At 65.0% G+C, this 17,937-nt stretch carries 16 protein-coding genes; 4 read left to right on the top strand and 12 right to left on the bottom strand.

The window, feature by feature from the left end; all coding sequences use genetic code 11:
- The first annotated feature begins 27 nt into the window (after positions 1–27).
- Both AB3X89_RS12525 and AB3X89_RS12520 read left to right on the top strand, forming a co-directional pair.
- Positions 28–288, top strand: coding sequence for a hypothetical protein (locus AB3X89_RS12525; RefSeq protein WP_368583551.1), 261 nt, complete (start codon positions 28–30; stop codon positions 286–288).
- Positions 289–364: 76 nt separating this feature from the next.
- Complete coding sequence (locus AB3X89_RS12520; RefSeq protein WP_368583550.1) at positions 365–1,360, top strand: GlxA family transcriptional regulator; 996 nt, start codon at positions 365–367, stop codon at positions 1,358–1,360.
- 115 nt (positions 1,361–1,475) lie between these two features.
- Here AB3X89_RS12520 and fdhA read toward each other — a convergent pair whose 3' ends face one another.
- Positions 1,476–2,675, bottom strand: a complete 1,200-nt coding sequence (gene fdhA / locus AB3X89_RS12515) for a formaldehyde dehydrogenase, glutathione-independent (RefSeq protein ID WP_368583549.1) — start codon at positions 2,673–2,675, stop codon at positions 1,476–1,478.
- Between the two features lie 278 nt (positions 2,676–2,953).
- Here fdhA and ampC point away from each other — a divergent pair, with 278 nt between their 5' ends.
- Positions 2,954–4,135 carry a class C beta-lactamase gene (gene ampC, locus AB3X89_RS12510; RefSeq protein ID WP_368583548.1) on the top strand — a complete coding sequence of 394 codons (1,182 nt, stop codon included), beginning with the start codon at positions 2,954–2,956 and terminating at the stop codon, positions 4,133–4,135.
- A 12-nt stretch (positions 4,136–4,147) separates the two neighbouring features.
- Here ampC and AB3X89_RS12505 read toward each other — a convergent pair whose 3' ends face one another.
- The 6 genes from AB3X89_RS12505 to AB3X89_RS12480 form a co-directional block, all read right to left on the bottom strand.
- Positions 4,148–4,411 carry a hypothetical protein gene (locus AB3X89_RS12505; RefSeq protein WP_368583547.1) on the bottom strand — a complete coding sequence of 88 codons (264 nt, stop codon included), beginning with the start codon at positions 4,409–4,411 and terminating at the stop codon, positions 4,148–4,150.
- A gap of 75 nt (positions 4,412–4,486) precedes the next feature.
- On the bottom strand, positions 4,487–5,143 hold the full coding sequence (locus AB3X89_RS12500; RefSeq protein WP_368583546.1) for a sarcosine oxidase subunit gamma: 657 nt from the start codon (positions 5,141–5,143) through the stop codon (positions 4,487–4,489).
- Positions 5,133–8,135 carry a sarcosine oxidase subunit alpha family protein gene (locus tag AB3X89_RS12495; RefSeq protein ID WP_368583545.1) on the bottom strand — a complete coding sequence of 1,001 codons (3,003 nt, stop codon included), beginning with the start codon at positions 8,133–8,135 and terminating at the stop codon, positions 5,133–5,135. Before AB3X89_RS12495 ends, AB3X89_RS12500 begins: the two co-directional genes overlap by 11 nt.
- Entirely contained in the window at positions 8,132–8,473 is a 342-nt protein-coding gene (locus AB3X89_RS12490) for a sarcosine oxidase subunit delta (RefSeq protein ID WP_368583544.1), read from the bottom strand. The genes AB3X89_RS12495 and AB3X89_RS12490 overlap by 4 nt, the downstream gene beginning before the upstream one ends.
- Before the next feature lie 17 nt (positions 8,474–8,490).
- Positions 8,491–9,735 carry a sarcosine oxidase subunit beta family protein gene (locus tag AB3X89_RS12485; RefSeq protein WP_013091654.1) on the bottom strand — a complete coding sequence of 415 codons (1,245 nt, stop codon included), beginning with the start codon at positions 9,733–9,735 and terminating at the stop codon, positions 8,491–8,493.
- Positions 9,736–9,780: 45 nt separating this feature from the next.
- Positions 9,781–11,175 (bottom strand): L-serine ammonia-lyase, encoded by a 1,395-nt coding sequence (locus tag AB3X89_RS12480; protein ID WP_368583543.1) that lies wholly within the window; start codon positions 11,173–11,175, stop codon positions 9,781–9,783.
- Positions 11,176–11,500: 325 nt separating this feature from the next.
- Here AB3X89_RS12480 and AB3X89_RS12475 point away from each other — a divergent pair, with 325 nt between their 5' ends.
- Complete coding sequence (locus AB3X89_RS12475) at positions 11,501–12,583, top strand: GlxA family transcriptional regulator (RefSeq protein ID WP_368583542.1); 1,083 nt, start codon at positions 11,501–11,503, stop codon at positions 12,581–12,583.
- A 16-nt stretch (positions 12,584–12,599) separates the two neighbouring features.
- On the opposite strand, the gene AB3X89_RS12470 is transcribed toward AB3X89_RS12475, so the two are convergent.
- The 5 genes from AB3X89_RS12470 to AB3X89_RS12450 form a co-directional block, all read right to left on the bottom strand.
- Positions 12,600–13,595 carry a GlxA family transcriptional regulator gene (locus tag AB3X89_RS12470; RefSeq protein WP_368583541.1) on the bottom strand — a complete coding sequence of 332 codons (996 nt, stop codon included), beginning with the start codon at positions 13,593–13,595 and terminating at the stop codon, positions 12,600–12,602.
- A 20-nt stretch (positions 13,596–13,615) separates the two neighbouring features.
- Complete coding sequence (gene choW, locus AB3X89_RS12465) at positions 13,616–14,518, bottom strand: choline ABC transporter permease subunit (RefSeq protein WP_368583540.1); 903 nt, start codon at positions 14,516–14,518, stop codon at positions 13,616–13,618.
- Positions 14,511–15,686, bottom strand: a complete 1,176-nt coding sequence (locus AB3X89_RS12460) for a glycine betaine/L-proline ABC transporter ATP-binding protein (RefSeq protein ID WP_184128054.1) — start codon at positions 15,684–15,686, stop codon at positions 14,511–14,513. The genes choW and AB3X89_RS12460 overlap by 8 nt, the downstream gene beginning before the upstream one ends.
- 261 nt (positions 15,687–15,947) lie before the next feature.
- Positions 15,948–17,075: a VIT1/CCC1 transporter family protein gene (locus AB3X89_RS12455; protein ID WP_368583539.1), complete on the bottom strand. Its 1,128-nt coding sequence runs from the start codon at positions 17,073–17,075 to the stop codon at positions 15,948–15,950.
- 109 nt (positions 17,076–17,184) lie between these two features.
- Positions 17,185–17,496: a hypothetical protein gene (locus tag AB3X89_RS12450; RefSeq protein ID WP_026229180.1), complete on the bottom strand. Its 312-nt coding sequence runs from the start codon at positions 17,494–17,496 to the stop codon at positions 17,185–17,187.
- Positions 17,497–17,937 lie beyond the last annotated feature (441 nt).

Raw genomic sequence — 17,937 nt, 5'->3', positions numbered from 1 at the left:
CGCCGCCGCTTTGCCTTGGATCTATTCTTGACGGTCGGCCCGCGCGTCGATTTACGAATTCAGACGCGTTCTTTGCCTTTTCCGCCATGCGCGTCCTTTTTCGACAAGTCGGCGCAGTCCGCCCGCGTGGGGCTGCACTACAACGCAGACTTGCTGCGCCGTTCGGGTGCGCCGTATGCCGTCGCGGCGCCGTTCTGGTGCCGCCTGGAAGCGATTTCATCAGCGGATTGCTTAGCCATTCCAGGCTTTGTGCGGAGCATCCAAGGGTTTAGCCTGATGGCATGGTAGTTGCCCTGCTACTCAGAATTGAGATAGTCGCCTTCCCCACGGCGACGCGAAAATTACATCAGGATTCCCCGTTCCCATGTCCACCGATCGCACGGCATCGTTGTCGCATTTCGCATTTATGCCGGTTCCCAACTTCACGATGATCGCGTTCACCAACGCGATCGAAGTGCTACGCATGGCGAACTACCTGACGGGCCAGACGCTTTACCGCTGGTCGATCGTGAGTCCGGCCGGCGGGCCGGTCATGGCGAGCAACGGGCTTTCCGTCGATACCGGTCCGGTCGAATGCGTCGGGCAACCCGATATCGTGTTTGTGGTCGGCGGCATCGACGTGCAGCGCTCCACCACCGCCGAGCATCTGTCCGCGCTGCGCCGTTTCGCGCGCATGGGCTGCGTGCTGGGCAGTCTGTGCACGGGCACCTATGCGCTCGCGCGCGCCGGTCTGCTGGCCGGTTATGCGTGCGCGATTCATTGGGAAAATATGTCGGCGCTGAAGGAGGAGTTTCCCGACACGCGCTTTCTGAAAGAGCTGTTCGTGATCGATCGGGATCGGGTGACTTGCACCGGCGGCGTCGCGCCGCTCGACATGATGCTGAATCTGATTTCGCCGCGCGTCGGTACCGCGCGCGTCACGCAGATCGCCGAGCAGTTCATCGTCGAACACGTGCGCGACACCAGCGCGCAGCAAAAGATGCCGCTGGTCGCGCGGCTCGGCTCGGCCAACAAGTCGCTGTTCGAGGTGATCTCGCTGATGGAGAACAACATCGAGGAGCCGCTGTCGCGCGAGGAGCTCGCGCGACTCGCCGGCATGTCGCAACGGCAGTTGCAACGGCTGTTCCGCGAGCACCTGGGCATGACGCCGACGCATTACTACCTGACGCTGCGCCTGCGGCGCGCACGCGAGCTGCTGTTGCAGACCGACATGTCGATCATGAACATCACGATGGCGTGCGGCTTCCAGTCGGCTTGCCACTTCTCGAAGAGCTACCGCGATGCGTTCGGCACCGCGCCGACGCGCGAGCGCCGCAGCCAGGTGCCCTCGCTGTCCAGTGCGCCCGTGCTGGCGGCTTGATCGATGAAAATACGCGCTGAACGGTGTCTCCGTTCAGCGCATGCATAAAGACGACGCGCTGCGTGGACCAGCAGCCCACCCAGCGCTGTCGCGGCACGCTCGCGGCTAGCGAACCTCAAGCCGCCTTCAAGAGCCCGTGCGGGTCGATCACAAACTTCTTCGGCGCGCCGCCGTCGAATTGCCGGTAGCCCTCGGGCGCATCGTCGAGCGATACCACCGTCACGTTGACGATATCGGCGATCGGCAAACGATCCCACAGGATCGCCTGCATCAGATTGCGGTTGTACTTCATGACCGGCGTCTGCCCGGTGTGGAACGAATGCGACTTGGCCCAGCCCAGGCCGAACCGCAAACTGAGGCTGCCCTTTCGTGCGGCGGCATCGGTCGAGCCCGGATCATCGGTCACGTAGAGGCCGGGAATGCCGATCGCGCCGGCCGCGCGGGTGATTTCCATCAGCGAATTGAGCACCGTGGCCGGGGCTTCCTCGTGTGAGCCGCTGCTGCCGTGACCGTGCGCTTCGAAGCCGACGCAGTCCACCGCGCAATCCACTTCGGGCTTGCCGAGGATCTGCTCGATCTGTTCGCCGAGCGTCGCGTCCTTCGACAGATTGATGGTCTGGAAGCCCATCTTGCGCGCATGCGCGAGGCGCGCTTCGTTCATGTCGCCGACGATCGTGCACGCTGCGCCCAGCAGGCGCGCGGACGCGGCCGCCGCCATGCCGACCGGTCCCGCGCCCGCGATATAGACAGTCGCGCCGGGCTTCACGCCGGCCATCACCGCGCCGTGATAGCCGGTCGGCAGAATGTCGGACAGGCAGGTCAGGTCGCGGATCTTCGCCATCGCCTGCGCGCGGTCCGGGAATTTCAGCAGATTGAAGTCCGCGTAAGGCACCAGCACGTATTCGGCCTGGCCGCCTATCCATCCGCCCATGTCGACATAGCCATACGCGCCGCCCGCGCGCGACGGATTCACATTCAGGCACACGCCGGTATGCTGCGCCTTGCAGGTCGGGCAGCGTCCGCAGGCCACGTTGAACGGCACCGACACCAGATCGCCGACGCTCAGCGTTTCGACGTCGCGCCCTACCTCGATCACTTCGCCGGTAATCTCGTGCCCGAGTACCAGGCCGACCTCGGCGGTCGTGCGGCCACGCACCATGTGCTGATCGGAGCCGCAGATATTCGTGCTCACCACCTTCAGGATTACGCCATGGCCGATCGAACGGCCGCGTGGATCGACCATCTTCGGATAGTCGATCGACTGCACTTCGACCTTGCCCTGCCCCAGATACACGACGCCGCGATTGCTGCTCATTGTCTCGTCTCCATGTTCGTGAGCGGCGCGCCCGCACGCTGCATGGCGCGCCGTTCCACCAGCGTAGCGGCCGTCCGCGGCGGCACCTGTGCCGAACCCGACACGCGTTTGGCCACAACCGACAACGCCGGCATCGCTCGCGTTGCGGCCCACAACTTTTTCTTTATCCCCGCGCAACATATCCTCGTTTGCCAGCGTTTCGCAAAAGCCCGATAGTGCTGCCTCAGCCGAATCGCCGATCCGCCGACTCACACTCCCCGACCGAGGACCCGTTTGCAATGAAGACCCGAGCGCTCAAACTGATAACAACCGCGACGTTCGCGCTGTTCACGCTGTGCGCGATCTCACCCGCCGCTCACGCGGCCGAGCCCGCCGCCGCGCAACTCCAAGCCACCGTCGATGCGGCGATCCGGCCGCTGATGGCGAAGTACCATATCGCCGGCATGGCGGTCGGCGTGATCGACGACGGCAAGCCCTACGTGTACAACTACGGCGTCGCATCGACCCAAACCGGCAAGCCGGTCACGCGCGACACGCTGTTCGAACTCGGCTCGGTCAGCAAGACCTTCACGGCGACGCTCGCGTCGTACGCGCAGCTCGACGGCAAGCTGTCGTTGGCGGACGGCACGGAGCGCTATCTGCCGACGCTGCGCGGCCGGCCGTTCGGCAAAGTCAGCCTGCTGAACCTCGGCACGCACACGCCCGGCGGTCTGCCGCTCCAGGTGCCCGACGACATCCATAACGACACGCAATTGCTGCAGTACTTCCACGACTGGCAGCCCACTCATCCGCCCGGCACGTTCCGCACCTACTCGAATCCCGGCATCGGCACGCTGGGCCTGATCACCGCGAAGACCATGGGGCAGGACTTCACCGCCCTGATGCAGCAACGCGTGTTTCCGGCGCTCGGCATGAAGAGCACTTACATCGACGTCCCCGCCGCGAAAATGCCGGACTACGCGCAGGGCTATGCGAAAGACGGTGCGCCGATCCGCATGACGGGCGGCGTGATTTCCGCCGAAGCGTACGGCGTCAAGTCGACCGCCGCCGACATGCTGCGCTTCGTGCAGGCGAACATGAACCTGATTCCGCTCGACAGCCAGTTCCAGCGTGCGATCACGGATACGCATACCGGCTACTTCCAGGCCGGCGTGCTGACTCAGGATCTGATCTGGGAGCAGTACCCGTATCCGGTCGAATTGCCGACCTTGCTGGCCGGCAATTCGCTGCAGATGGTTCTCAATGGAACGCCGTCGACCGCAATCGAACCGCCGCTGCCGCCGCAGCAAAATGTCTGGATCAACAAGACCGGATCGACCAACGGCTTCGGCGCGTATGTCGCGTTCGTGCCGCAAAAGCGCCTCGGGATCGTGATGCTCGCGAACCGCAATTTTCCGAACGAGGCACGCGTGAGCGCCGCGCATCAAATCCTCTCTGCGCTGGATGGCGGCAAGCACTGAGACGCCGTGTGTCTAACTCCGCAGTCGCGCACGCGCGGCACTGGCGATGCGCGCGAGCGCATCCGCGCTCAGACGGGCCGCGATTTTTTCGACGTACGCGTGATGCCGCGCTTCGAGCGGCGCGCCCAGCTCCCGCGCGAGCAGATAGCGGATCAGCGCAATGCGCCGATGACGCAGCGCGATACTCTGATCGAGCAGCGCGAGCGCGGCGCCGGCATCGCGCTCATCGCACGCAAGCGCCGTAAGACGCGCGGTGGCGACACGTGTCGACGTCATGGCGAAAGATGAGGAAGAAGCGAAGAAAGCGGCGGACGGTGGCTGAACACACACCGCCCGCCGTGTATCAACCACTCAGGACATCAACGGCTCGGCGGCGTCGAGCATGATCCTGACGAAGTAATCGGCGAAGCTGCGGCGCACGACGATGTCGAAACTGTCGGCGCCGGTGGGCAGCAACGTGATCGACGCCTTGAAATAATGGCTCTGCGCGCACTGCCCCACGCCGAATAGTTTCGGATGCAGATCGAGCGGACAGCCGCGCGCGAGCACGTCGCGCGTCCGGGTGCCCTTGATTTCGAGCACGGTATAGCCGCTGCCGACATCGACCGCCGAGGCGAACACGCCCGCGAACGCCGCGCCGAGCAACGCCAGCAACGGCGCCGTGCGGGTCGCATCATGCGCGGTCTCCGAACGCACGAGCCATTCGTCCGGGCCGAGCCACACCATGTCGTAGCCGTTGCCGCGCGCGACGGTGTTCGCCTTCTCCGGCGGCTTGCAGCCGATCACCTGTTCCACCGCACGGATGAACGCCGCGTCGCGCGTATCGCCGCGCATGTTCACGAGTTCGAGAAACGGCCGCTCGCCGAGCCGGAACGCGGCAGTCGCGCTGGCCTGATGCTGTTTCAGCAGGCCATCCACACCGACGAGCGGCGACTCCTGCCACGCGCCGTTCTGCCGCCCGATCGTACGGTCCACGACCGATACCGTTCCGCCTGTTTCATTCCACATGTTGACGTGCTCCTTCGCTGTCGTAGAACACCGGACTCGCGATTTTCGCCGCGATCTGTTTGCCGCTCGCGAGCGGAATGGTGACGGTCGTGCCGATCTTGTCGAGACCGCCCTTGACGACCGCCATCGCGATCGAGCGCCGCAAAATCGGGCTGTAATAGCTCGACGTGACATGCCCGAGCATCGGCGCGGTCTCGCCCTGGAACGGACCGGCGACGATCTGCGAGCCCTCGGGGATCACGAACGACGCATCCTCCGACAGCAGCCCGACCAGTTGCTTGCGGCCCGCCTTCGCGGTGTCCGAGCGGGAGAGCGAGCGCTTGCCGAGAAAGTCTTTCGACTTCGCGACGAGCCCGCCCATGCCGAGGTCGTGCGGCGTCATCGAACCGTCGGTATCCTGGCCGACGATGATGTAGCCCTTCTCCGCGCGCAGCACGTGCATCGTCTCGGTGCCGTACGGCGTGATATTGAACTCCTCGCCCGCGGCCATCAACGCTTCCCATACCGCGCGTCCGACGTTGGCCGGCACGTTGACTTCATAAGCGAGTTCGCCGGAGAAGCTGATGCGCATCACGCGCGCCGCCGCACCCGCGACCGTGCCTTCGCGATACGTCATGAACGGGAATGCCGCATTCGCGAAGTCGATGTCCTCGCAAACCTTTTGCAGCACCTTGCGGCTCTGCGGTCCGACCACCGCGAACGTCGCCCAGTGATCGGTGACCGATGCGAGCCGCACGCGCAGGTCGGGCCATTCGGTTTGCAGCCAGCGTTCGAGCCACGTGAGTACACGCGCCGCGCCGCCGGTGGTGGTCGTCATCATGTAGTGCTGATCGGCGAGACGCACGGTCACGCCGTCGTCGAAGATCATGCCGTTTTCGTCGAGCATCAGGCCGTAGCGGCACTTGCCGACTTCGAGCTTGGTCCACGGGTTCGTGTATACCCAGTTCAGCAGCTTTGCGGAGTCCGGGCCCTGAATGTCGATCTTGCCGAGCGTCGACGCATCGAGAATGCCGACGCTCGTGCGCACCGCGAGCGACTCGCGCGCAACCGCCGCGTGCAGGTCCTCGCCTTTCTTCGGGTAGAACCACGGCCGCTTCCAGTTGCCGACGTCCTCGAACGCCGCGCCATGTTCGACGTGCCATTCATGGATCGCGGTCTTGCGCACCGGATCGAGCAATTCGCCCAGTTCGCGGCCGGCAAACGTGCCGAACGTGACTGGCGTGTAGTTCGGCCGGAACGTCGTGGTGCCGGTCTCGGGAATGGTCTTGCCGAGCGCCTGCGCGAGAATCGCCATGCCGTTGATGTTGCCGAGCTTGCCCTGGTCGGTGCCGAAGCCCATCGCGGTGTAGCGCTTCACGTGTTCGACCGATTCGAAGCCTTCACGCGCGGCGAGGAAAATATCGGCGGCCGAGACGTCGTTCTGGAAATCGACGAACTGCTTGGGTCCGCGCGTGGCCAGTTCGCGTCCGCCGACGAGCCACAGCGGCTCCAGCTTCGTTTCGCTCAGCTCGGCGACCTGCACCGGCTTGGGCCGCGCGACGATGTGCCCGGCCGCGCGCGCCGCTTCGACGCCGGCATCGACCGCGAAACGGATGCCCTGGCCGAGCGTGAAGTCGCCCGCGCAGGCGCCGACGCTGGTCTCCGGCTGGACCGCCTTGCCCGGCACGAAGCAGGCCTTGTCGTCATGCCAGTGGGCCTTGCCGCCCGACTGCGCGAACAGATGCAGCACCGGGCTCCAGCCGCCCGACATCGCGAGCAGATCGCACGGCAGTTGGCCCTGTTGAGCGGTGATCTGACCTTTCGCATACGACGCGATCGACACCGACGCGACGCGCAGCTTGCCGTGCGCCGCCGTGACGACCGTGCCGTTCAGCACCTTGATGCCGTGGCGGCGCGCGAGCGCGGGCAGCGTGCCCTTCGATTCACCGGCGCGCGGATCGATGACGCTCACCTGCGCGCCGGCCGCTTTCAGATCGAGCGCGCATTGATAGCCGTCGTCGTTGTTGGTGAACACGACCGCGTTGCGGCCCGGCAGCACCGCATAGCGATGCAGATAGGTCGACACCGCCGACGCGAGCATCACGCCAGGCAGATCGTTGTTGCCGAACACGATCGGCCGTTCATGCGCGCCGGTCGCCAGAATCACGCGTTTCGCGCGGATCTTCCACAGCAGTTCGCGCGTGCCCTTGCGTTGCGACACGGGCAGATGATCGGTCAGTCGCTGCGTGACCGTGACGAGATTGTGGTCCTGATAGCCGAACGCGGTGCTGCGGCTCAGGATCTTCACGTCGGGCAATTGCCGCAATTCGTCTTCGATCTTCTGCACCCACTGCAGCGCGGGCTTGCCGTCGATCTCCGCGCCACACGACAGCAGCGAGCCGCCGAGTTCGGGCTGATCGTCGACGAGCGTCACCCGCGCGCCGGACAACGCCGCCGCATGCGCGGCCGCGAGCCCGGTCGGGCCGCCGCCGACCACCAGCACGTCGCAATGCGCGAAGCACTTGTCGTAGCGGTCCGCGTCGCGCTGTTTCGGCGCGGTGCCGAGGCCGGCCGCGTCGCGGATCGCTTCCTCGTACTTTGGCCAGAGTTTGCGCGGCCACATGAAGGTCTTGTAGTAGAAGCCCGCTGGAATGAAGCGCGCGATCTTCTGGTTGATCGCCATGCGGTCTTTCTCGATGCTCGGCTTCGCGTTCACGCTGCTCGCGACAAGGCCCTGGTACAACTCGACCTCGGTGGCGCGCGCGTTCGGCACCGTGTAGGCGCCGGTCTCCAGTTGCACGACCGCGTTCGGCTCCTCGACGCCCGCGGTCACGATGCCGCGCGGCCGATGATATTTCCAGCTGCGCGCGACGAAGTGCATGCCGTTGGCGAGCAATGCGGACGCGAGCGTATCGCCCTGATAGCCCTGGTATTCGACGCCGTTGAACGTGAAGCTGAGCGCGATCGCGCGGTTGATGCGGCCGCCGGTTGGGAGTCGGTCTTTCTGGCTCATGATGCTTTGCCCTCTTGTGCCTTCGCCTTTACCTGTGCGTTGGCTGCCTGTGGATCGCTAGCGTCCAGCGCCAGCAACGGACGCTCGAACGTCTGATAGCCCTGGAACGCATAACTGACGGTGTCGCGCTGCGCCTTGAACCAGCGGCGGCAACCCTGCGTATGGAACCATTGCTCGCGATGCACGCCGCGCGGGTTCTTGCGCATGAACAGGTAGTCGCCCCATTCCTTGTCGGTCAGCGATTCCGTGTCGAGCGGGCGGGCGATGTCCGCCTCGCCGCCGCAGGAGAATTCAGTTTCGGCGCGGGGACCGCACCACGGGCATTCGATCAGCAACATCTGTGTCTCCTCGTCGACTAGTGGGCTACGGCAGCAGCGCCGTGCTCATCGATCAGATGACCGGTATAGAACCGGTCCAGCGAAAACGGCGCGTTCAACGGATGCGGTTCGTCCTTCGCGATCGTGTGCGCAAAGACCCATCCCGAACCGGGCGTCGCCTTGAAGCCGCCCGTCCCCCAGCCGCAGTTGAAATACAGCCCCTTCACATCGGTCTTGCTGATGATTGGGCACGCGTCCGGCGACACATCGACGATGCCGCCCCACTGCCGGTTCATCCGCACGCGAGAAAACACCGGGAACATTTCGACGATCGCCTCGAGCGTGCCCTCGATGATGTGGAAGCTGCCGCGCTGCCCAAACCCGGTGTACTGATCGACGCCCGCGCCGATCACCAGATCGCCCTTGTCGGACTGGCTGATGTACGCGTGCACCGCGTTCGACATCACGACCGTGTTGACCACCGGCTTGATCGGCTCCGACACCAGCGCCTGCAACGGATGGCTTTCGAGCGGCAGGCGCACGCCGGCCATATCGGCGAGCGTCGACGTGTTGCCGGCCGTGACCACCGCGACTTTCTTCGCCTTGATGAAGCCCTTGGTCGTATCGACGCCCGTTACCTGGCTGCCGTTGCGGCGAATGCCGACGACCTGGCAGTTCTGCACGATATCGACGCCGGCCTGATCCGCGCCGCGCGCGAAGCCCCAGGCCACCGCATCGTGCCGGGCCACGCCGCCGCGCCGCTGGATCGAGGCGCCGAGCACCGGATAGCGGCTGTTCAGATTGATGGTCGGCTCGAGTTCCTTGATCTGTGCGGGCGTGAGAAATTCGGCGTCGACGCCGTTCAGCCGGTTCGCGTTGACGCGGCGTTCGGTATCGCGCACGTCCTGCAGCGTATGCGCGAGGTTCATCACGCCGCGCTGGCTGAACATCACGTTGTAGTTCAGATCCTGCGAGAGCCCTTCCCACAGCTTCATCGCCTTCTCGTAGAGCCCAGCGGATTCGTCCCACAGGTAGTTCGAGCGCACGATCGTCGTATTGCGCGCGGTATTGCCGCCGCCGATCCAGCCCTTCTCGAGCACCGCGACGTTGCGCACGCCGTGTTCCTTCGCGAGGTAGTACGCGGTCGCGAGACCATGCCCGCCACCGCCGACGATCACGACGTCGTACTCACGTTTGGGCTCGGGGCTGCGCCATTGCCGCTCCCAGTTCTCGTGATACGACATCCCGTTGCGCAGCAGGCTGAATATCGAATAGCGGCTCATCGTGGGTCCTTTGCGGTTTTGCAGATACGGTGTAGCGGTAGCGGTTCAACACTCGATGACGTTCACGGCCAGCCCGCCGCGCGACGTCTCCTTGTATTTCGTCTTCATGTCGGCGCCGGTTTCGCGCATCGTGCGGATCACGCTGTCGAGCGACACCACGTGCTTGCCGTCGCCCTTCATCGCGATGCGCGCCGCGTTGATCGCCTTGATCGCGCCCATCGCGTTGCGCTCGATGCACGGAATCTGCACGAGCCCGCCGACCGGGTCACACGTCATGCCGAGGTTGTGTTCCATGCCGATTTCGGCGGCGTTCTCGACCTGTGCGGGCGTGCCGCCCATCACGGCTGCGAGGGCCGCGGCGGCCATCGAGCAGGCCACGCCCACTTCGCCCTGGCAGCCCACTTCGGCGCCGGAGATCGATGCGGTTTCCTTGTAGATGATGCCGATCGCCGCGGCGGTCAGCAGGAACTCGACGATGCCGGCGTCGTTCGCCGCATGCATGAACTTCACGTAGTAGTGCAGCACCGCCGGGATCACGCCGGCCGCGCCATTGGTCGGCGCCGTGACGACCCGGCCGCCCGCGGCGTTTTCCTCGTTGACGGCCATCGCGTACAGGTTGACCCAATCGAGCATCGACAGCGGGTCGCGCAGCGATTCCTCCGAGCGTGCGCGCAAGCGCTCGCACAGTTCGGCCGCGCGACGCTTCACGTGCATCGGGCCGGGCAGTTCGCCGCGCACCTTGCAGCCGCGTTCGACACACGCGGCCATCGTGCGCCAGATCGCCAGCAGGCCTTCGCGCACTTCCTGTTCGGGCCGGGTCGCGCATTCGTTGCGCAACGTCACTTCGGCGATCGACAGGCCGCTTTCTCGGCACACGCGCATCAGATCGTCGCCGGTGCGAAACGGATACGGCACCTCCGCAGTCGCGCGACGTCCGTTCACGCGATCGCCGTCGCGATTGACGACGAAGCCGCCGCCGATCGAGAAATACTCTTTCTCGACCAGCAACTGGCCGTTCTCGTCGAAGGCCTGGAAACGCATGCCGTTCGGATGCACGACGCCCGAGCCCGGTGCGCCCGGCATCAGCTTGCGGTAGAAGCCGACATGCTCGCGCTCGTCGAACGCGACTGGATGCTTGCCGAGCAGCACGAGCTGTTTGGTTTCGCGGATCGCCCGCAGCCTCGGCTCGATCAGGTCGGGGTCAATCTGGTCGGGCAGATTGCCTTCGAGGCCGAGCAGTACCGCCTTATCGGTGCCGTGGCCCTTGCCGGTCGCGCCGAGCGAGCCGAACAGCTCGGCTCTGACGCGCCGCACGAAGCCGAGCAGATTCGCGTCCTCGACATGCGATGCGAAGCGGCATGCGGCGATCATCGGCCCGACCGTGTGTGAGCTCGATGGACCGATGCCGATCTTGAACAGATCGAAGACGCTGACGTTCATGGCTTGCCTTGTGCGTTGTGTCCTGCGAGTTGCGATCGCCGGAAGCGCTGTGACTCGACTGATGCGCCCGGATGGAAAGTGCGTCTATTGCACCGCACGGCAGGCCTGATCGATAGAATAAAAACGGCATCGCAATGGGATGGCGTCGTCAAACGACCCGTCAGGCGGGCCTTCCGGCGGATTTGCGATGACTTGCGACGCATTAGCGAAAGGCGGCCCGATGGCGGCAGGCAATGCTGAAGGTCCGTGGTGCTATGCTTGCCTATACCCTTTTCGGTCAACGTTCGTCCCTCTTTCGCAGTTCATTTCACCGACCGCCGCGCGCATGAATTCCGCTGAAACGCTTGCCCCTTCCTCACTCGACACAGCCACGAAGCAGCGCATCCGCTTCGGCATCATCCTGCTGCCCAACTTCACGCTGACCGCGTTCTCGGGTTTCGTCGATCTGCTGCGCCTGTCCGCCGACGAAGGCGACTTCAGCAAGCCGGTGCGCTGTTCGTGGAGCGTGATCGGGGAAACCCTTGCTCCGGTGCGCGCGAGTTGCGGCATCCAGATCACGCCGTGGGAAACCTTCGAGACCGCGGAAAAGTTCGATTACGTGGTGGTGGTCGGCGGACTGCTGCACTCGGGGCCGGCCGCCAGCGAGGCGACGCTCGCGTTCATCCGCCGCGCCGCCGCGCGCGACGCGACGCTGGTCGGCATGTGCACCGGCGTGTTCTCGCTGATGCGCGCGGGCGTGCTCGACGGCCATCGGATCTGCGTGAGCTGGTTTCACTACTGGGATTTCATCGAGCGCTTTCCGTCGGTCGACGAACAGATGCTGGTCGCCGACCGCCTCTTCGTGATCGACCGGCGGCGCATCACGTGTTCGGGCGGGCGCGCGTCGATCGACGTCGCCGCCGCGATTCTGCTGCGCCACTTCGAAACGGCGACGGTGCAGAAGGCGCTGCGCATCCTGCTCGTCGACGATCTGCAGAAAGGCAACGCGCCGCAGCCGCATCCGCCCGGTCTTGCGCCGGCCTCGCATCCGAAGGTCAAGCGCGCGATCCTGCTGATGGAGCAGCACGTGGGCCGCGCGCTGTCGCTCGACGAACTGGCGGGCAAGCTCGATCTGTCGCCGCGTCAATTGGAACGGCTGTTCAAGGCGCAGACCGGCAAGGCGCCGCAGGCCTACGCGAAGCAGGTGCGGCTGCGCACCGCCGCGTGGCTGCTGACGAGTTCGGACAAGACCGTCGCCGATATCGCGTCGAGCTGCGGCTTTTCGGACGCGTCGCACCTGGGGCGGGAATTTCGCAAACAGTTCGGCGTGCCGCCGATGATGTATCGCGAGCAGCGCGGCACGGCGCAACAAGTCGACGACGGCTCGTGCTACGACGAAACGTTTCCTGGGCGCGCGCAGGCGATCTGAATTGACGCGGCCTGCGCTACTCCGGCATGCGCCGCTCGACGCTCGGCGCATGCCCGAACTGCGCGCGATACGCCTTGCTGAAATGACACGGCGAATGAAAACCGCACACCGTGGTCACACGTGCGATGGATGCATCGGTATTGCGCAGCAGATCGCGCGCGCGGCGCAGCCGCAGGCTCAGGTAGTAATGCGTCGGCGATACGTTCAGGAACAGCTTGAACATCCGCTGCAAATGACGCTGCGACAGGTTCACGAGCCGCGCGAGTTCATCGAGCGATAGCGGCTCCTCGATGTTCGCTTCCATCAGCCGCACCACTTCGATCAGTTCGGCGCGCGACAGGCCGACCCGCGCATCGACCGGAATATGCTGGCAATCGGTCGAACCGCGAATCCGCTCGACGATGAACTGCTCGGACACCTGCGCGGCCACCGCGGGCCCGAGCCGCATGCCCACCAGATGCAGCATCAGATCGAGCGGCGCGGTGCCGCCGGTGCAGGTGAGCCGATCGCGGTCGATCACGAACAGCTCGTCGTCGAAATGCACGTGCGGATAGCGCTGGTGCAACGGCGACATGTCCTCCCAATGCACGGTCGCCCGATAGCCGTCGAGCAGCCCGGCCGCGAGCAGCGCATACGGGCCCGTGCAGATGCCGCCGAGCGGCACGCCGCGCGCGCCCGCGTCGCGCAGCAGCGCGATCACCTCGTCGTTCACATACTCTCGCACGTGCCAGCCGGCGCACACGAACAGCAGATCCGGCATGCCGGACTCGGCGAGCGTGGTGGTCGGCTTCACCGTGATGCCGTTGCTCGCGCGCGCCGGCTCGCCATCCGGTGTGACTACCGACCACCGGTAGTGCTGTGCGCGGCCCACGTAGTTCGCCATGCGCAGCACCTCGACCGCACTGGTGAAAGCGATCATCGAGAAGTTCGGCAGCGTCAGGAAGCCGACGTGCGCGACGGCGGACAGCCGCGCATCGGCTTCTTCGGTGGTGGCGATTGCGTCGCGCTTCATGGGCGTATCGGGTCAGGCCATCAGCCGTGTTGCGCCGCCGGTTCCCGGCGCACTTTCATCGCCTGGCGCAATCCGGCGAACAGCGGTGCGCGTGCCTTGCCCGGCGCCCGGCCGAAGCTCTCGGTGATGCGGTCCAGAATGATCGCCAGCATCACGACCGACATGCCGCTTTCGAAGCCAAGCCCGATATCGAGCCGCTGGATGCTCGCGAGCACGTCGTTGCCGAGGCCGCCCGCGCCGACCATCGACGCAATGATCACCATCGACAGCGCCATCATGATGGTCTGGTTCACACCCGTCATGATCGACGGCAGCGCGTTCGGAAACTGCACCTTGTAGAGCAGTTGCCACGGCGTGCAGCCGAACGCCTGCCCCGCTTCGACGATCTCGTGATTCACGTGCTTGATGCCGAGCGCGGTCAGACGCACCGCGGGCGGCATCGCGAAGATCACCGTCGACAGGATGCCGGGCACGCGGCCGAGGCCGAACAGCATCGCGGCCGGAATCAGGTAGACGAACGCGGGCATCGTCTGCATCAGATCGAGCACCGGGCGCACGATCATTTCGACGGTGCGGCTCTTCGCCATCCAGATACCGAGCGGCACGCCGAGCACGAGACTGATCACCGTCGACGACAGCGTGAGGCCGAGCGTGATCACCATCTGGTCCCAGAAGCCGGTGCCGTAGATCAACAGCAGCGCGGCCAGCGTGAACACCGCGAAGCGCCAGCCGACGCGCCACAAGCCGATGCCGACGAAGAACGCCATCAGCGCCCACATCGGCACGGCCTGCAAGCTGTGCTCGACCGCCGCGGCGAAGCTCTCGATGACCTTGCCAATCGTGTCGAAGGTCTTCGCATCATGATCGAGCAGGTAGTGAACGCCGTGATCGACCCAGGCGCCAAGCGGAATGATTTCAGACATGGGAACCTCGATGATGCGTGAGAACGCTCAGCACGTTCGTCTTGTTGACCGAGCCGCAGTAGGAACCGTCCGCTTCGACGACCGGCAGCGGCGCGCGGCTCGCCACCACGCGCTCGACCACGTCGTTGAGCGGCGTGCTGCGATGGATGCATTCGATCTGGTTGAGCTGCGGCGACACGCTGCCCGTCGCGTCGCGGCACACGAAGCCGCGTATCCTGCGCTCGCTGTCGAGCACGAACGCGTAGTCGGCGCTGCCGTTCAGCGTCGCGGCGACGCTCGACGCGTCGATCTGCGGCGCGTGCATCAGCGGCACGTCGTCGGTCTGCATCAGATCGCCGGCCGTCAGATAGCGGCTCGTGTCGATGCCTTCGAAGAACGCGCGCACGTAGTCGTCGGCCGGATTCTTGATGATTTCCTGCGGCGTGCCGATCTGCACGACGCGGCCGCCTTCCATGATCGCGATGCGCGTGCCGATGCGCATTGCCTCCTCCAGATCGTGCGATACGAACAGGATCGTGCGCTGCTGCTCGCGCTGCAGATCGAGCAGCACGTTCTGCATTTCCTTGCGCTTGAGCGGATCGAGCGCGGAGAACGCCTCGTCCATGATCATCAGCGACGGGTTGACCGTGAGCGCGCGCGCGAGCCCGACGCGCTGCTGCATGCCGCCCGACAGCTCGGCGGGCAGCTTCTGCGCGAACGGCGCGAGGCCGACCTGTTCGAGCACCGTCAGCGCCCGCGCCTCCCGCTCCTTGCGGCCGACGCCCGCGACCTCGAGGCCGAACGCCGCGTTGGACAGCACGGTGCGCTGCGGCATCAGCGCGAAGGACTGGAACACCATGCTCATGTCCTTGCGGCGTAGCGCCGTCAGCTCCGCGCGCGGCACGCTCGCGACATCGCGGCCGTCGATCAGCACCTTGCCGGCGCTGGGCTCGACGAGCCGATTGATCAGGCGAATCAGCGTCGACTTGCCGGAGCCGGACAGTCCCATCAGCACGAAGATCTCGCCCTCGCGAACCTCGAACGACGCGTTGTGCACGCCGACGATCTGACCGGTGCGGGCAAACACCTCCTCTTTGGTGGCGCCGCTGGCCAGCATTGCGAGCGCCTGTTTAGGGTTGGTGCCGAATACCTTGCACAGCCCTTCGACCACGACCTTGGGGGAATTCATCGAATGCTCTCCTCGCTTGCGGACGTCGCCCGCGCTGTGCCTACATAGTTGCCAGAAAAAAGTGCGGTTAGCCGACTAATTCCGACAAGCACATGAGGAAATGCGACACCCGGCCGCGCCGTGAGCGCTCGACTCGGCGGCGAAAGCCTTGTGGGAGAAGGGATTGGCGCGGGTTGGCCCGCGCGCGGAGGATGTCGCGACAGAGCAAAAGCTGCTCCCGGACGGCTGCAGGGGCGAGACGGTGCGTGGGAGCTGAACCGCTCAGGAAATCGACACACCCAGCAAACGTCCGACGCCGAACGTAAATCCCGCCGCGATCAGCCCGATGATGATCTGGCGCAGCGCCGAAAAACCCGCGCTGCGGCCGTTGAACAGCGACGTGAACACGCCGATCGACGCCAGCGCCAGCATGCTCAGCACGACGCACTGCACGATCGCGCTGACGCCGTGCGACCACAGAAAAGGCATCACCGGAAAAATCGCGCCCAGCGAGAACAGACAGAACGACACGCCCGCCGCCGACCACGGATTGCCGCCCAGTTCCGCCGGGTCGAGACCGAGTTCCTCGCGTGTGAGGGTGTCGAGCGCCTTGTCCTTGTCGCGCATCATCTGCGCGGCGACGCGTTTCGCCTCGTTCGCGTCGAGTCCTTTCGCGCGGTAGATGAGCGCAAGCTCGTGCTCCTCCGCTTCGGGCTGTTCCTCGATCTCCTCGGCTTCCTTGGCGATCTGCGTGCTCGCGAGTTCGCGGGCATTGGTGACCGACAGCCATTCGCCGAGCGCCATCGAACAGGCACCGGCGATCAGCCCGGCGAGGCCGGTCAACAGGATCGCCTGGTTGCCGGTGCCCGCGCCGGCGACGCCCATGATCAGGCAGAAGTTCGACACGAGGCCATCGTTCGCGCCGAGGACGGCCGCGCGCAGATCGTTGCCCGATGCGGCGCCCTTGTGCCACGACTCGGCCGCGGCGATGCGCGCGCCGGGCGACAGGTCGGTATTGCTGGTGCTCGCGAGCGTCTGCACGACCGCCGCGTGGTGATGCTCGTCGGCGGACATGTGGCCTGCGTCGCGTTGGCCTCGATATTTGTTGCGGTCCGCGTATTCGGCGGCGGCCAGAGTAGGCAGCACGAAGTCCGCGCCGCACACGCGCACGAGCCCCTTCATCAAACGCGTTTTGATCGCATGACCGCGGCCTTTCGGTTCGATGCCGTTGGCTCGGAGCTTGTCGGCCCACACTTGCGCGTGACTGTGTTCCGATTGCGCGAGATCCTGATAGACCTGCTTGCGGGTCTCGTCTTTCTCGACGCGCGCGAGCGTTTCATACAGGGCGGCGCTGTGCAGTTCGTCGGCGAGATTCGCCTTGTAGCGTTTCACTTCATGCTTCGTTGCCATGATCACGTTCCCCGCGGATCGCGTTGCTGACGGCAAAGCCTGACCGAAGCCGCCCGGCGTCTCGTCGGCGCTGATTACCGCGCCGGGCGTGAGCTTGTCCGCTTGTCCGTTACTGGCTTGCCGGCGCACCGACGCCGGCCTTCTTCTGCGCCGCCTGCAGCTTGTCCGGATAGTTCGGATCGTTCTGCGCCGGCTGGTAGCCCGCGTCTTCGAGTTTCTTCAGTTCGGCGTTCTTTTTCGCGCGAGCCTGTTTGCGCTCTGCCTTGCGCTCGGCCTTCGTTGGCTTGGGAGTGGTGGTCGTCGCGCCTTGCTGGGCCGCGGCATCCGTCGAGCCCTGTGCGACCGCGAGCGGAATGGTGCCGGCCACCAGTGCGACGGCCGAAACCCCAAGCATGATTCGTTTAATGGCGAAGCTCTTCATAACTGATATCTCCCAAAAAATTGGCAATAACGTGCGGGTCCGTCTGCGAATCGTGAAGCACCAAAGCGGGTCGCGCAGCCTTGGCGCGAACCCGTCACGGAAGCTTACAGGCAAATGGCGGGATGCGCGCTGTAACGGTCATCGGGTGCGTTCGTCGGTTCGTCGACGGATATCCGTGGGCGAAATTCCTTTGCCGTGAAACGGCCGCCTGGTGCCGATGATGCGAGCCGTGGGAGTGGTCGAGATGTTCCGGGATGCCGCACCAGAGTCCGCTCAGCAGGCCACCTGGCACTGGTATCGGGGCAGCGGCGTGCCCTTGCGGCCTCACTTTCAGATTTCTCCGCATTTTGCCGCGGACTGACTCGCGAACAATAGTGGCGCGGATCGAAAACGTCACGGCCATGCTCAATTCCCAATGGTCGAATTCGAACGTTTGAGGCG

Source organism: Paraburkholderia sp. BR14320, assembly GCF_040948665.1.
GTDB lineage: Bacteria > Pseudomonadota > Gammaproteobacteria > Burkholderiales > Burkholderiaceae > Paraburkholderia > Paraburkholderia youngii.
The sequence above is the reverse complement of the archived record's forward strand: the minus strand, read 5'-3'. Positions and strand labels throughout refer to the sequence as shown.